The sequence below is a fragment of the Chitinophaga sp. Cy-1792 genome (genome assembly GCF_011752935.1).
Taxonomy (GTDB): Bacteria; Bacteroidota; Bacteroidia; order Chitinophagales; family Chitinophagaceae; genus Chitinophaga.
In genome coordinates this window covers 1,307,009-1,321,568 of record NZ_VWWO01000002.1, presented here as the reverse complement: position 1 = coordinate 1,321,568, position 14,560 = coordinate 1,307,009, and the positions used below count along the sequence as shown (strand labels likewise).

Annotated in this window: 9 protein-coding genes; 3 read left to right on the top strand and 6 right to left on the bottom strand. The window is 43.6% G+C overall.

What is annotated here, in order from left to right:
• Nucleotides 1–475: 475 nt before the first annotated feature.
• Nucleotides 476–1,129: a DUF4279 domain-containing protein gene (locus F3J22_RS19495; RefSeq protein ID WP_167019615.1), complete on the bottom strand. Its 654-nt coding sequence runs from the start codon at nucleotides 1,127–1,129 to the stop codon at nucleotides 476–478.
• Nucleotides 1,130–1,417: 288 nt separating this feature from the next.
• Here F3J22_RS19495 and F3J22_RS19490 point away from each other — a divergent pair, with 288 nt between their 5' ends.
• The gene (locus tag F3J22_RS19490) at nucleotides 1,418–7,729 is read left to right on the top strand and encodes an MBG domain-containing protein (protein ID WP_167019614.1); all 6,312 of its coding nucleotides are present in this window, start codon (nucleotides 1,418–1,420) and stop codon (nucleotides 7,727–7,729) included.
• Between the two features lie 152 nt (nucleotides 7,730–7,881).
• Here the strand turns inward: F3J22_RS19490 and F3J22_RS19485 are convergent, their stop codons facing one another.
• Genes F3J22_RS19485 through F3J22_RS19470 form a run of 4 tightly spaced genes read right to left on the bottom strand, consistent with a single transcriptional unit; the run spans nucleotide 7,882 to nucleotide 10,697 of the window.
• Nucleotides 7,882–8,664, bottom strand: a complete 783-nt coding sequence (locus F3J22_RS19485) for a hypothetical protein (RefSeq protein ID WP_167019613.1) — start codon at nucleotides 8,662–8,664, stop codon at nucleotides 7,882–7,884.
• The gene (locus F3J22_RS19480; protein ID WP_167019612.1) at nucleotides 8,664–9,044 is read right to left on the bottom strand and encodes a GntR family transcriptional regulator; all 381 of its coding nucleotides are present in this window, start codon (nucleotides 9,042–9,044) and stop codon (nucleotides 8,664–8,666) included. Before F3J22_RS19480 ends, F3J22_RS19485 begins: the two co-directional genes overlap by 1 nt.
• A gap of 9 nt (nucleotides 9,045–9,053) precedes the next feature.
• Complete coding sequence (locus tag F3J22_RS19475; RefSeq protein ID WP_167019611.1) at nucleotides 9,054–9,848, bottom strand: hypothetical protein; 795 nt, start codon at nucleotides 9,846–9,848, stop codon at nucleotides 9,054–9,056.
• 12 nt (nucleotides 9,849–9,860) lie between these two features.
• Nucleotides 9,861–10,697: an ATP-binding cassette domain-containing protein gene (locus F3J22_RS19470; protein WP_167019610.1), complete on the bottom strand. Its 837-nt coding sequence runs from the start codon at nucleotides 10,695–10,697 to the stop codon at nucleotides 9,861–9,863.
• Nucleotides 10,698–10,812: 115 nt separating this feature from the next.
• On the opposite strand from F3J22_RS19470, the gene F3J22_RS19465 reads away from it, so the two are divergent.
• Together F3J22_RS19465 and F3J22_RS19460 are read left to right on the top strand one after the other, a co-directional pair.
• Nucleotides 10,813–11,685 (top strand): helix-turn-helix domain-containing protein, encoded by an 873-nt coding sequence (locus F3J22_RS19465; RefSeq protein ID WP_167019609.1) that lies wholly within the window; start codon nucleotides 10,813–10,815, stop codon nucleotides 11,683–11,685.
• A gap of 60 nt (nucleotides 11,686–11,745) precedes the next feature.
• Entirely contained in the window at nucleotides 11,746–13,182 is a 1,437-nt protein-coding gene (locus F3J22_RS19460; RefSeq protein WP_167019608.1) for a nitrilase-related carbon-nitrogen hydrolase, read from the top strand.
• Nucleotides 13,183–13,450: 268 nt separating this feature from the next.
• Here the strand turns inward: F3J22_RS19460 and F3J22_RS19455 are convergent, their stop codons facing one another.
• Nucleotides 13,451–14,335, bottom strand: a complete 885-nt coding sequence (locus F3J22_RS19455; RefSeq protein ID WP_167019607.1) for a helix-turn-helix transcriptional regulator — start codon at nucleotides 14,333–14,335, stop codon at nucleotides 13,451–13,453.
• Nucleotides 14,336–14,560 lie beyond the last annotated feature (225 nt).

Here is a 14,560-nt window from a genome sequence, read left to right as displayed (position 1 = left end):
CGATTGTTATATAATTCGATAGGGCTTTTGATTCACTACTGACAACAAGAAGCCGTCTCAAAACAAGAGACGGCTTCTTTTTTGTCATCATCATCGGGGATATCCTCATTGCAGCAGACTTCTATATTATATTCATTGTTTTTAAGGAAGTACTTTTTCATCAGCCACGATTGAAGTAGCCGCAGCACAGCAGGTGATCTCCACCGGCCCCTATGCCAGCGTAAGGCATCCTACGGATAGCGAGGCACTGTTATGTTGTACGGCACGCCAATAGGACTTGGTTCCTCTTGGGGACTACTGGCCTTCACTCCTATCGCCATAGTGATAATATGGCGGCTGCTTGCTGAAGAGAAGTTCCTGGCTATAAACCTACCTGGGTATACTGCAAACTGCACCAAGGTACATTACAGGCTACTGCCCGGAGTTTTCTAATTGCCCAGGACTATAAAATATACACATTGGGGCATTTTGACTATTACTTATAAAATTTACCCTCTGCATATAAATCGAAATTAATTTCGAGATTTAAATCACTGATGCGCGTTATATTCTTTCTATCAATCATTGGCCCACCAAGCATTGTATTGCCATTATGAAAAATTATTATCGTCTGTATATATCCATTTGCATGATGTGCTAAGTCGATAATACCTTTTTTATCCTGTTCCAAAAAATCCAAGAGTTGTTCCAGCTTATTCTTAAACTCATCAGGAGTCCCGTTAATAAGAAATTCGATGCAACTGAACTTATAGGTAAGTTCCCCAAACTTTCTTTTATCCCCTTTATTCCACCCATTAGTCGGTGTTAAAGTTGTCATGGCACAAAGTTCGTTGTAATCAAGGACCTCTGAAGTCGCTCTGAAATAAATGGAATATCTGGGCTCAATTTCTATCCAACTTACTGCAATTGCTGGTTTTGTATCGAGATATATGGCCAGGTAAAATTTTTGGCCTACAATAGAAAAGTATACTATTGCACGACCCTTTTCCTCATCAATTTTTACGTTTTCAACTTTGGGCTTATTATCTTTATAGACCACTTCATGTATTTCCAGGAACTGTTTTGTGACACCCCAATGCTGGTTTTCGATTTCTTCTATCGCTGTTTGAATAAGGTCATTTACTACCATAGTCTTTATTAGGCTGATTTTTGATGCTTAATATAAGCATTAATGAGATAGAAGTACAGATAAGCTTTTTCTTTTGTCAGTCGTGGCATTCGTGAAAAACCATCTCTCAACGATAAAAAATTATGATTATCAACATATTACATTAAATATGTTTTTCTGTCATCAATCATCATACTATCAGATATAACGCTAAAATGCCTGATTTCCGGCCATCTTCTTTCATATAGTAAATTGGGATATTTTTATAACTTTGCTGCATTATTCCCTTTACACTAGCCGACAGTATTCATGAATTCAGTTATATCCCTACTATCAGTAAGAACTATTTATCATTTATCTGGCCACCTCAAGTCACGATTCACTACATTTCCTTTACTCAGTATTTTCTGTTGGTGGATTTTAAGCACCACTAACCTTTACGCACAAACGCCGGATGCCAATGGGGTATTGTATGTAAAAAAAGGCGGTGCAGGCAACGCTTCCGGCAACAGCTGGGGCAATGCCATTGCCGAGCTGGACACGGCGTTGACACATGCTAAAAGGCTGAATAACAGTAGCGCCGGCACTGTAAAGCAGATCTGGGTAGCCGCCGGTACTTATTACCCTTCTCAACAGGTAGATGGAGGCACAGCAAATAGCCGGAGAATAACATTTTCTTTATTGCCAGATGTACAGATCTATGGTCATTTTGGTGGAACGGAAACGAGTCTCACCGGCAGAAGCAGTGATGCATCATCCAACATTACCACCCTAAGCGGTGACATAGGCACGCCAGGCACAAAAACCGATAACGCCTTTCACGTAGTAACAGGATATGGCAACTTAGGCTCGGCGCTGATAGATGGCCTCACCATTACGGATGGTTATGCGAATGACTATAGCGATCAAACCCAGGCCAATAATTTTACTATTTATGCGCAATATGGCGGGGGCCTCTATCTTACAAATCAGGCTGGCATTCCCGTAACCAATGTCACATTTATCAATAACTATGCTAGCGGATATGGCGGGGCTGTTTTCATGTACATAAACAGCAATCCCACTTTTACTAACGTTACCTTCAGCAATAACAGTGCAAATGCCGGAGGTGCACTATGCGCTTTCAATGGCAGCGCCTGTTCCTATTCAAATACAAGTTTTACGGGCAACTCGGCATCAATTTATGGTGGTGCCATCTATTCAGTCAGTAATTCCACACAAACATTCAACAATGTTTCAATAACCGGTAACACTTCTGCCGGGTATGGTGGCGCCATCTATGTTGCAGCAGGCAGCAATATCATCGCTAACTACCTGGCCGTACGAGGTAACACTGCAACAGCCGGTGGCGGCGCCATTTATCAGAGCCAATCTTCCGGCTTTTATACCAACACCTTGTTTTCAGGAAATTACTCCAATAGCGGAGGAGGTGCTTTGTTTTGTTTCACCACAAGTTTTAAACTGGTGAATACGACTATTGCCGGCAACACTGCCACGAACGGTAGTGGCGGCGCTATTTTCAATTCACAATCCACGGGTGTCATTTACAATACGGTTATCGGCGATAACAGTGGCGGTATTTATAACGACAACGGAGGTTCCTATACGGCGCAGTACAGCTTCCTGCAGGGTGTGGCAACAGATATCAGCTTACATAATCCGGATGGTACGGTCTCCCCGGGCTTTACCAATTCACTCGCTACCGGTACTGCTTTTACGGGCGGTGCTTATACAGTACAAGCCAGTAGCCCGTTGGTAAATGCGGGAAGTAATGCACTGTTTACAGGACTCAACGCTTCGACTGTTGATCTGAGCGGCGCTCCACGTGTATCCAATTTCAGCACAGGCGGCATTATTGATATAGGCGCCTATGAAAAAGCCCTGACAGCGCAAACAATTGCGGTAAGCAATATTTCCAAAACCTATGGTGACGCTGATGTTGAATTAACTTTTACCGCAAGCTCAGGTCTGCCGGTAAGCTATACTTCCGCCGACGCCAGTATAGTGAATGTATACCAGGACGCGTCGGACAACAACAAATGGAAAGCCCATATTAAAAAAGCCGGCAATGTTATTATTATTGCAAACCAGCTGGGTAATGCTACCTACGACCCCGTGACTACACCATTTAATATCAGTATTGCGAAAGCATCATTAGTAATAACCGCCAGAGACAGTACCAAGTATTTTGACGGTATTCCTTTCAGCGGTGGCAACGGCGTTAGCTATGCAGGTTTTGTAAATGGTGATGACTCCACTACTGCCTTAACCGGTACACTTTCTTATAGCGGAACGGCACAATCGGCCACCGGCGTAGGCATTTATAACCTGGTACCTAATGGCCTCATTGCAGATAATTATAGTATTACCTATGTAGCCGGCAAGCTGAATATCCAAATGATTACACTTACCAACGGTATCCTGTATGTTAAAAAAGGTAGTACCGGTAATGGTAGCAGCTGGGCCAATGCGACGGGAGAACTGGCAGACGCCTTGCGAACTGCCGCTATTTTAAACGGTACCACCAACGGTACTGTGCAACAAATATGGGTAGCTAAAGGCACTTATTTACCTAAGTATCCAGCCAGCCAGGCAACGACTGCACCGGCAGGCAACGACAGGAGTAATGCCTTTTTGCTGGTAAAAGATGTGAAAGTATTTGGCGGATTTGCCGGTACAGAATCAGATACTACCGGCAGGGATTTTACCACCAATACTACGGTGTTAAGTGGTAATTTAGGAGATCCCGCTACCAACAGCGATAATGCTTACCATGTAGTGATCGCCGCCGGCGACATGGGAGCAGCGGTCTTGAGCGGATTTACCATTGCTGACGGATACAGTAATTACAGCGGCAATGTATCGATCAATAATGTAAATGTGCCGCTGAACACAGGCGGTGGCCTGATAGCCAGAAGCGCCTCCCTGCTGGTTGAAGATGTGATCCTTTCTAATAATTATAATAGTTTTGGCGGAGCAGCAGCTTTTTATAGTAGTGCGACAGATCCTTCGGGAACGGTGGTACTCAGGCGTGTGAGTTGTTTGAACAATACCGCCGCTTCTGGTGGGGCTTTTTATGCTAGCTATGCGGATTTGACATTGGAAAATGTTATTTGCCGGAATAATAGTACGGCTAACACAGCCGGCGCATTCCTGATTGGTCAAAATGCTACTGTTTCCGCCCGCCACTCCTCCTTTAACGATAATAAAACATCAGGTATTGGTAGTGCTATACTGGTAAATGCAAACGGTGTGGCATCTTTCTATAACTGTGAATTTTTAAGAGATACTACACTTACCAATGGTGGGGCAATTTCTGCCAATACCAACGCTCAGGTAGTATGTGAGAAGGCAGTAGTAAAAGGATGTGTTGCTGTTCAATATGGAGCAGCTGCAACCCTTTATGCTGCTAACAGCGCTGCAATAACCTTCCTTAACTCACAATTGACCGGTAATTCTTCCGGTTCCGGAGGGACTATTAACGTAAACGGCGGTAGCTTCAACCTGGTTAATAGCACTCTAAGTGGCAATAACATGGCTGGCATTTACTGTAGCAACGGTAATACTGCTGTTTACAATAGTATCATTTACGGTAATAATACCGGCATCGCAGGTGCCTACACCAGCAAATACAGTACTATACAGGGAGCCTCTCCAAATGCTGGCAATTATATCACCAATACAGACCCGCTGTTTGTAAACAGTCCGGCATTCAATACGGCACCTTTCACAAATGGTGATTATAGCTTACAACCTGCCAGTCCTGCTGTGAATGCAGGCAGCGACAGTATTTACAATGTATATGATACAGCTACTTTAGATCTTGCCGGCAATTCCCGTAAGGCCAGTACGATTGACCAGGGTGCCTATGAGCTGCAACTACCGTTTAGCCAGACGATCACCAGCCTGACCGATACTGCCGTTAGTTATGGTACCGTGTTCACAAGAGCACTTGCTGCCAGTTCAGGATTACCGGTATCTTTAAGTTCTGCCGATAACAATATTGCGGAAGTATACCAGGATGCCGCAGATGGCAATCAGTGGAAAATCAGGGCTAAGAAAGCCGGGACGGTGAATATTACGATAAGCCAGGCCGGTAACGCCATTTATGCACCGGCTGCCGATATAGTGTTTGCGTTAACTGTTAACAAAGTTAACCTGGTAGTAAGCGCGAATAGTGCCACTAAAACCTATGATGGCCTGGCTTTTGCCGGTGGCAATGGTGTCACTTACCAGGGTTTCATAAACGGTGATGACTCCACCGCTGCCCTGACGGGTACACTGACTTACAGCGGCACCGCTCAGGGAGCAAAAGATGTAAATACGTATGTGATTACACCAGGTGGTCTTGCTGCAGTCAACTATACCATTGTGTATGGCGACGGCGCCTTAACTATCAATAAAGCTGGATTAACCATCACCGCGAAAGACAGTACCATGATCTATAATGGCTTGTCATTCAACGGTGGCAACGGGCTTTTGTACAGCGGCTTAGTAAATAATGAAGATTCAGCTAAAGCCTTAACCGGCACTGTTACCTATACCGGTAATTCTCAGGGAGCCAAAAACGTTAATAGTTATTTTATTATTCCCGGAGGCTTGTCTGCTGCGAACTATACGATTACTTATACCAGCGGCACTTTAACCATCAACAAGGCTGCCTTAACTGTCACCGCGAAAGACAGTACCAAAATTTATGATGGTGTAGCATACAGCGGCGGCAACGGCGTTACCTATTCAGGTTTTGTAAACAACGAAACCGTTACTACCCTTGCCGGCATCTTAACCTATAGTGGCACCTCACAGGGAGCCATCAATGCAAACAGCTATGTGATCACGCCAGGTGGATTATCAGCTGGCAACTATGCCATCACTTACGCAAATGGTAACTTAACCATCAGCAAAGCTGCTTTGACTGTTACAGCCAACAACGCTGCTAAGGTATATGATGGCGTAGCATACAGCGGTGGCAACGGTGTTACCTGGTTCGGATTTGTAAACAATGAAACTGCCGCTGCACTTGGTGGTACGGTCACCTACAGTGGTACTTCCCAGGGGGCCATCAATGCAAACAGTTATGTGATTACGCCGGGCGGATTATCATCTGGCAACTATGCCATCACTTACGCAAATGGCAACTTAACCATCAGCAAGGCTGCCTTGACTGTTACAGCCAACAACGCGTCTAAAGTATATGATGGTGTAGCATACAGCGGTGGCAACGGTGTTACCTGGTCCGGATTTGTAAACAATGAAACTGCCGCTGCTCTTGGTGGTACGGTTACCTACAGTGGCACTTCCCAGGGAGCCACCAATGTAAATAGTTATGTAATCACGCCCGGCGGACTATCATCAGGGAATTACAACATCAGTTACGCAAATGGCAACTTAACCATCAGCAAAGCGACATTGACTGTTACTGCCAACAACGCATCTAAAGTATATGATGGTATAGCATACAGCGGTGGCAACGGTGTTAGCTGGTCCGGATTTGTAAACAATGAAACTGCCGCTGCTCTTGGTGGTACTGTTACCTACAGTGGTACTTCCCAGGGAGCTACCAATGTAAATAGTTATGTCATCACGCCCGGCGGACTATCATCAGGGAATTACAACATCAGTTATGCAAATGGCAGCTTAACCATCAGTAAAGCTATCCTGACAGTCATCGCCGATGCGAAAACGAAAGTCTATGGTACAGGAGATCCTGCATATACCTATACTGTAACCGGCTATGGAAGCGGAGATAACCAGCAGATTTTCAGTGGTAGTCTGGGCAGAGTTACGGGTGAGGATGCCGGCGTGTACCCTATCAATCAAGGTACGTTGAATGCAGGAAACAACTATACCGTTTCATTTACAGGTAATAATCTCACCATTACCAAAGCGCCTCAAACCATTTCCTGGACACAGGATCTTACAATGGGTTGTAATGGAACGCCCGCTACAGTTACGTTAACCGCAGCTGCCACTAGTGGATTACCGGTAAGTTATTCCGTTGCCGATGCCAGTATTGCAACTGTGAACGGCACCACGCTTACCCCTGTAAGTCCGGGCAGCAGCGTTGTTACCGCAACGCAGGCAGGTGATGGGAATCACTTTGCCGCAACAGCTGTCACTAATACATTCAATAACCTGGTAGCGTCAATGGTTCGGCAGCATTGGGCCGACGTGCTGGTCTTTGATAATACAGGCAACAATTACAATAAATGGCAATGGTATAAAGACGGTACACCTATCAATGGCGCTACGAATGCTTATTATAGTGAATCAACCGCTTTGAAAGGCACCTACTATGTAATGGCTACCAGCAATAATGGCAATATCGTACAAAGTTGCCCACTTACCTTAACCGGTACCGGTGCGGTTTCAGATGGCATAAAAGCATATCCTAATCCTGCCGCAAAAGGAAGCACCGTTAAAGTAACCTGTAATTATACCAATGCCCAGTTACAAGGCGCCAGATTGCTGATTACTACTGTTACAGGTAATACCCTACAGCAAATTACATCGGTGCAATCAACCAACCAGGTCACAATGCCTTCACAAAGTGGTGTTTATGTAATCATCCTGATGATGAGCACTGGCCAGAAAGCCACCGTAAACGTGATCGTGCAGTAAGATTAAATAGTAACAACCCGGTAAAAGGCTCCGGGTTTCATAGAATAAAAATAGAAGCCCGTCTCTACACCATAGAGACGGGCTTCTATTTTTATTTAAATATCAGTTACACGCTTATTTATTTCCTTACTGACTGTCCCCCTCCTACACTACTACTTCCCCTGCAAACGCTGCTGTATCGCTCCGCCGGACAACACAATCGCCGATGAATCAGCAACCTGAAAATCAACCGAATCAATCTGTGCATGGCCTACATCAACAAAAGAATGGCCTGATACAATGGCAGACAGCTTCCTGATATGAAAGGCATCCCAACCCTTTTTATCAGCAGCTATTTCCATCTCACCCTGCCGTAATACGGTGCTACCCGATTTCTTCAAATCCGGGGACATTTCAAACACAATTCCCGTAGTGTCTGTCGCTTTTATGGAAATATCATCAAAATCAGCAATCATACTCTCCACTTCAAAATTCGAGTTTCCGCCAATCGATACTGCCAGCGTCTTTTGCTTCAGCTTCAATAGCTGCAGGTTCGTGTTGGTGGCATCTACTGATTTCAACTCAGGTGAAAAAATGCGAACGATACTTGTATTTTTTAGCTGCATCTTCTCATTTAAATCTGCATACCCGGCAGGAAAATCCAGGAAAAGTGTGTCATTACGCACTATCGTGGCAATCCGTTTATCATGATAACCGTTCCAGCGCTTAAACACTCTTACGGAGGATTTAGCACCAGGTTCGTATACAATATTCGAAACGTTTCCACCTGTTATCACAAGGTGACTAAAAGGTTGATCTGCTATCGTGCCATATAAAAAATACAATTCTCCCTTATCATTTTTTTCATATTCAGATTTAAACAGGGAGGCAGAAAGCAGGATACCACAGCATAACAGCAGCAGCAAACCAATAAGTATTTTTGACGTAAGTTTCATCACTCTTTGTTTAAAAAGTTATTTTTTACGAACTCCTCATACAGCGCATTTACTTGTTTCATGTCAATTTTAAGCAGGTAGAGATTGCGTAGCATTTCCGGTAACTCATTCTCCATAAATTGTTCCCGGCGAAACAGCAGGATATGTTCTTCTGCATCAGGTGCCACAAAAAAACCTATGCCACGTTTATTAATGATGATGTTACGCTGCTGCAGAAAATCATAGGCGCGCTGCACCGTATTGGGACTGATCTCAATTAAATCGCCCAGGTCACGGATACTAAGCACCTTTTCTTCCGGCTTCCACTTTTTCAGGAGAATCTGCTCACACATATACAGTGCGATCTGAAGATATAAAGCCGTCCTATCATTAAAAACCATCAAAATATTTTAAAATTCTTTTTCTTTTAATTTAAGCAGTGAAAGTCCCCAAAGTATGATGGGTAGTACATAACAGAAAATAATCCTGATACGGAATTCGCTTTCCGGTGGAAGATTCAGTGCGGCGCGGTCCTTACCTACCCATATCCATACTACAGAGAACGGAAACGCAATCTGCACATTTTTAATCAGCAGATTAATGACCAGCAAATTCAGCAAAAAGGCAGCAATAACCAAACTGCAAATTAGCAAGGCCGTTTTCACGAATGCTGCTTTATTAAAGAAGAGTGAGCCCAGCATCATCATACCGGAAAAATTGAAGAACATCATATAATTTCCGCGCGCAGTACTGCCCGTGTAGGAAAGCAGCTGTATGCTTTCATACTGCTCTTTATAGTAGGCCGAATGGGGATTCAGTGTATGATGGAATTGTGCTACAAAGGCCAGGTCCAGTAAACGGAAAAAAAACAGGAACAGGAAAAAATATAGGACACCTACTATCAACACCCCCGATAACCACTTTTCAAAAACAGAAGCAGGTAAGGTTAAGAAAGATGTACCCACTGCATTATTATTAAAGTTGCCAAAGACCACAGAAGCCACCAGCGTGCCCCCCAGTGAAAGCCCGGTCGTAAATGCCCCATTCTGTGCCACCGCAAGACCTTGCAGCAGCCGGGTCACAACGTAGAATATTAATGTAATAGTGAAACATAATAATACAGTACCGAAGACAGGTGCTGTTTTGTCGAGGAACATCTTGCGCATCAGCCATCCAAAACGGCGTGCGCTAAATACATCGTTCATACTATTATGAGGTTAATTTTTAAAAATTGCTTTTGCCATCACCGGATTTCCGGTGACCGCGTTAAACAGCTGCTCCAGGTCAATACGGCTTTCTCCCCCTCCGGTGTTGGCCATCACCACGGCACGGCCATACATATTCTCCTCTTCATATAAAACCTGCTCCTCCGCGTAAGACGCTTCCACTATTTTAAATGACAGCCTTTGCCCGATCTGGTCAACAGGTGCATTTAACAATAGTTCGCCATTATCTACAATGATCACCTGGTCTATCAGGTTCTCCAGGTCACGGGTCTGGTGGGTAGAGATAAAAATAAGGCGGTCCTCCTGCATCGTGGAAGAGATCAGCTTTCGGAAACGTTTCTTGGAAGGAATATCAAGCCCGTTAGTAGGTTCATCCATGATTAAGACGCTGGTGTTGCAGGCAAGCGCAAAGGCAATGATGAATTTCTTTTGCTGACCAAATGAAAGTTTGTTTAGTTTTTCCGCTGTTACTACGTCTAGTTTGTCCAGGTAGCTATCCAGCAGCTGCCGGTCAAAAGCGGGGTAAAAAGGGGCAAAAAGAGCAACATAGGCATTGATTGTCAGTGCCGGCACATGTACTTCTTCAGGTATGAAATAGATCGTTCGTAAAAAAGAAGGCTTCCGCCCGGATGGGTTAAAACCATTTACAGACACATTACCCGATGATGGATAAAGCAGCCCGGTCAGGTTTTTCAGCAGGGTCGATTTACCCGCCCCGTTTTTCCCAAGCAAGCCATAGATCTTGCCCGACTCTAAAGAAAGCTCCAGGTTCCGATACAGCAATGCACCTGGCTTATAGCCAAAACAGAAGTTTTCAAAGCGTATCATAGTGTATTAGATATGTTGTACACTAAAATTAAGATTTTTTATTATTCCAACAAATTTTACTTTTAAAAATAGATAGGCAGATGCTCCGCTGCCATCGCAGTAAATTGCAGGATTTTTGTACCTTGATATAGCCTCCCCGGAGAAATGCATTTTTATCGGTTATATGCTTCATTACCAGCAATATTATCCCTCCGCCCGACTGGCTGACTTAATTGAATGCTATTGGGTTTTACATGCACCAGACCGGTTCATGGATACACCAGATCGCCTGATACCCGGCGGCCGGGTGGAACTGATCTTTAATTTTGAGGATCCTGCTGATTGGTTAATAACACCCGATAACCCGAAGGGCACCCGGTTAAGCGGCCCGGTGATAATGGGACAACGTAACCAGGTTTTTTATGTAAAAAGCACTGGCAAAACAAACATGCTGGGACTGCGTTTCAAGCCCGGCGGACTGGCAGCATTTACCAACCTCCCGGTATCTGATTTATTGAATGTCCTTTTACCGGCTGAACTTATTTTAGGAACATCGGTAAAGGCCCTGGAGATGCAGTTAGCGGACTTCCCGAATGATAACCTTCGAATACAGGCATTAGACACCCTTTTAAGCGCCGCCTTAAGAAATACACCAACCGATCAGGTAGTACTGAATATGGCCATTAATATGCTCCGTAAAAGCCAGGACGATACATCTATCGATCATATCTGTCAGCAAACTGGCTGGTATTATAAAAAGCTGGAGCGGATCTTTCTGAAAAATATAGGCTATACACCGAAGTATTACCATAAAATCCTTCGGTTCAATAAAGCGGTCAGGTTTATGCAAACCAACAATACCCTGACTGCTGTCAGTCATGTATGCAATTACTTCGACCAGGCGCATTTTATCCGCGATTTCCGGCTGTTTACCGGCACCACTCCCACCCAGTTCAAAAAAGAAGATAATAAAATAGCGGATATCCTCATCAAACATCAGTCTGTCTAAAATATACAATGCTGCGCCGGAAAATCAGCATAACTTTGAATATAATATTAAACATATATCATGTCGGGCTTAAAACCGGTTCCCAAAGGATTATTAGCCGCAGGAGTGCTTTTTGCCGGCATTTGCTGGTATTTATCTTTTAGTTTATCAGCACATACCTGGTGGCCAATATGGTTGGCGCCCATCCCCATACTTTACTTTTCATTACGTCTTTCAGGAAGCTGGACATTCTTACTGGCTTTTGCAGGATACCTGATAGGAAGACTTAGCTGGGTGCCTTATTTACACAGTGTTTTACCTTTGCCGCTGGTATTCGTATTCACCCTTAGTTATCCTCTCATTTTCGCGTTACAGGTGATAGCCGTAAGAAAACTAATGCTTAAGTATTCCCATTGGGCCACCGTATTTGCATTTCCTGTTCTGGTGACAGCAGTCGAGTACCTCTCCTTCCTGACTTCTCCGGATGGCACATTCGGCAGTATCGCCTATACGCAAATTGATTTCTTACCTGTGGTGCAGGTAGCCGCACTCACGGGCATGCTGGGCATCTCTTTCCTGGTTACTTTCATCCCTGCCGCAATAGCCTTAATCATCTACCGGTATCAGCTAAAACAACCTATCCGCGGACTCTCCATTGTAACGATCGGCGTACTAATAACAACAATGGCCTGGGGTCTTATGCGCTTAAATCAAACAACAAATACCAATCCATTACACGTAGGGATGGTCGCAATAGATAAACAGGCTTATTACAAAGAAGCCGAAGACAAGGATTCGGCGCTGGCAAATCTTTACCTCCGGCATGTCGGAGAATTGGCAAATCAGGGAGCAGCAATGATAGTATTTCCTGAAAAGATGTTTACGGTAAACAATAACCGTCGCCAGTATTTTCTTCAACAGTTTAAGGATACTGCGATTGCTCATCATGTCAGCATGGTGGCATGCATAGCACAGCAAAATGGAAATTATTACGAAAACCGCGCCTGGGTAATAGGTCCGGATGGAACACTATTGGAAGATTATCAGAAAGTACATCTGTTTGCGGGAGAAGTACTGGATAGTATAAAACCAGGAAAAGAACCAGGGATTTTTATCAGGGATAACAAAACGGAAGGTGTAGCCATTTGTAAAGACCTGGACTTTCAGCAGTTTATCGGCAGGTATGGTAAAGCAGGTTGTAATGTGATATACGTACCTGCCTGGGACTTTGTGCGGGATGGATGGCTGCATAGCCGCATGGCAGTCATGAGAAGCGTGGAAGGTGGTTTCAGTATGATAAGAAATGCAAGGCTTGGCAGGCTGACAATCAATGATTATTGCGGCAGGGTGTTACAGGAAGCCAATTGCGATAACGGAGCTCCCACCATACTTACTGGAAATATTGACATACAACATCATCCTACGCTATATAACAAATGGGGCGACTGGTTCAGTATCTTATGCACCATCGCATCACTGGTGAGTATTGCACTTTTAGTAAAACCAAAGAGAAGATAACCCACTCCTTTCAAAAACGTGTGGAGTTGAAAACACAAAAGTAGACACTGCCTAAATGCAAAATCGGTTTCCATTAAGGAAACCGATTTTTGACTTGCGGAAAACAAACAAATACTACACTCTATCTAAAAAAACTGTGGGCTCTGTTTTTCAATAGCTAAAAGATGTAGATAAAAAAAGCGTTACAATGATGCAAAGTTGCATTGTTGTCAGCATATTTTGTTATGGAAAAACGAAATACTCTTGTATAATTACGAAACGTATAGCTTTAATGCTTTTCCGGAATTTTCAAACGCTTTCTGAATTCAACAGGAGTAACACCTGTTTCGTTTTTAAAGAACTTAACAAAGTTGGATACTTCTTTAAAGCCTAGCAGATCTGCCAGACTTTTAATTGGAATATCTCCTTCATAACAAAGGCGCCGCTTGATCTCCAGTATCAGTCTTTCCATCAGCCATTTCTTGGGCGTAGTATGTTCCCCTTTAACAAACGCATTTTCCAATGTGCGCTGGGTAACATTTAATTCCTGCGCGTAATATTTTATTGGCCATTGTTCCAGCAAATGTTCATTGACAAGATTTTTGAACCTGGTAACAAGATCATTATTACCGGGAGCTAAAATTGTACTGCCACGTCGGCCATGCTTTATTTCCGAAATCAGCAATACATTGGTAAGATAATTATGGAGCAACAGTTCCTGTATTTCTCCTTCATGTCTTTTTTGTTCCGCTATCATATAGTCGAACTGGCAGCATAATTCATTAAACCGGTCTCCGGTGTCGATATATGAAGGAGCCAACGGATCATTGTACAATGTGCTCTTATCAAGAAACTGACGATAAAAGTCTGTGCGTCCAAAAAAATCTTCTGTAAACATAAGCGCATAACCGTCATAATCTGCATGATGATCAAAGCTGTGCACTTGTCCTTTTGAAATAAAAACCATGCGTCCGGGTTTCACTTCAACATTCTTAAAATCTACCTGGTGAGTACCACTACCTTTTGTATAAAGGTGCATTACGTAAAAATTTACGCGGTGAGGGCGGTACAGCTTTTCTGGCACATGTCCCAGCAATTCTTTGATTGTCCTGATACTAAGCTGATGTTTTTTTTGCGGGGTACAGGTGTGCTGGAATATTTTTATACTTTTCATATACCTGTTTCTGGGGGAAATTAAATTCGTACATATCGTATGTTCTATGTTAAAACATTTACAACAATAAACATGTACTGTTAAACAAAACATAAATACCATCACATAACAAATCCGTTCAATACAGGAGCTATTCTGGCGGGGAATCTGACTCACAACCTGCTATAGTAGGGAGCAATACCAAAACAATGCCAGCAATAGTCCCGCACGGGACATATTTTACCT

What these genes read in the sequence shown, in the direction of transcription:
- F3J22_RS19495 (WP_167019615.1), bottom strand. Translation starts at nt 1,129, where the DNA reads ATGGTAGTAAATGACCTTATTCAAACAGCGATAGAAGAAATCGAAAAC.
- F3J22_RS19490 (WP_167019614.1), top strand. Translation starts at nt 1,418, where the DNA reads ATGAATTCAGTTATATCCCTACTATCAGTAAGAACTATTTATCATTTA.
- F3J22_RS19485 (WP_167019613.1), bottom strand. Translation starts at nt 8,664, where the DNA reads ATGAAACTTACGTCAAAAATACTTATTGGTTTGCTGCTGCTGTTATGC.
- F3J22_RS19480 (WP_167019612.1), bottom strand. Translation starts at nt 9,044, where the DNA reads ATGGTTTTTAATGATAGGACGGCTTTATATCTTCAGATCGCACTGTAT.
- F3J22_RS19475 (WP_167019611.1), bottom strand. Translation starts at nt 9,848, where the DNA reads ATGAACGATGTATTTAGCGCACGCCGTTTTGGATGGCTGATGCGCAAG.
- F3J22_RS19470 (WP_167019610.1), bottom strand. Translation starts at nt 10,697, where the DNA reads ATGATACGCTTTGAAAACTTCTGTTTTGGCTATAAGCCAGGTGCATTG.
- F3J22_RS19460 (WP_167019608.1), top strand. Translation starts at nt 11,746, where the DNA reads ATGTCGGGCTTAAAACCGGTTCCCAAAGGATTATTAGCCGCAGGAGTG.
- F3J22_RS19455 (WP_167019607.1), bottom strand. Translation starts at nt 14,335, where the DNA reads ATGAAAAGTATAAAAATATTCCAGCACACCTGTACCCCGCAAAAAAAA.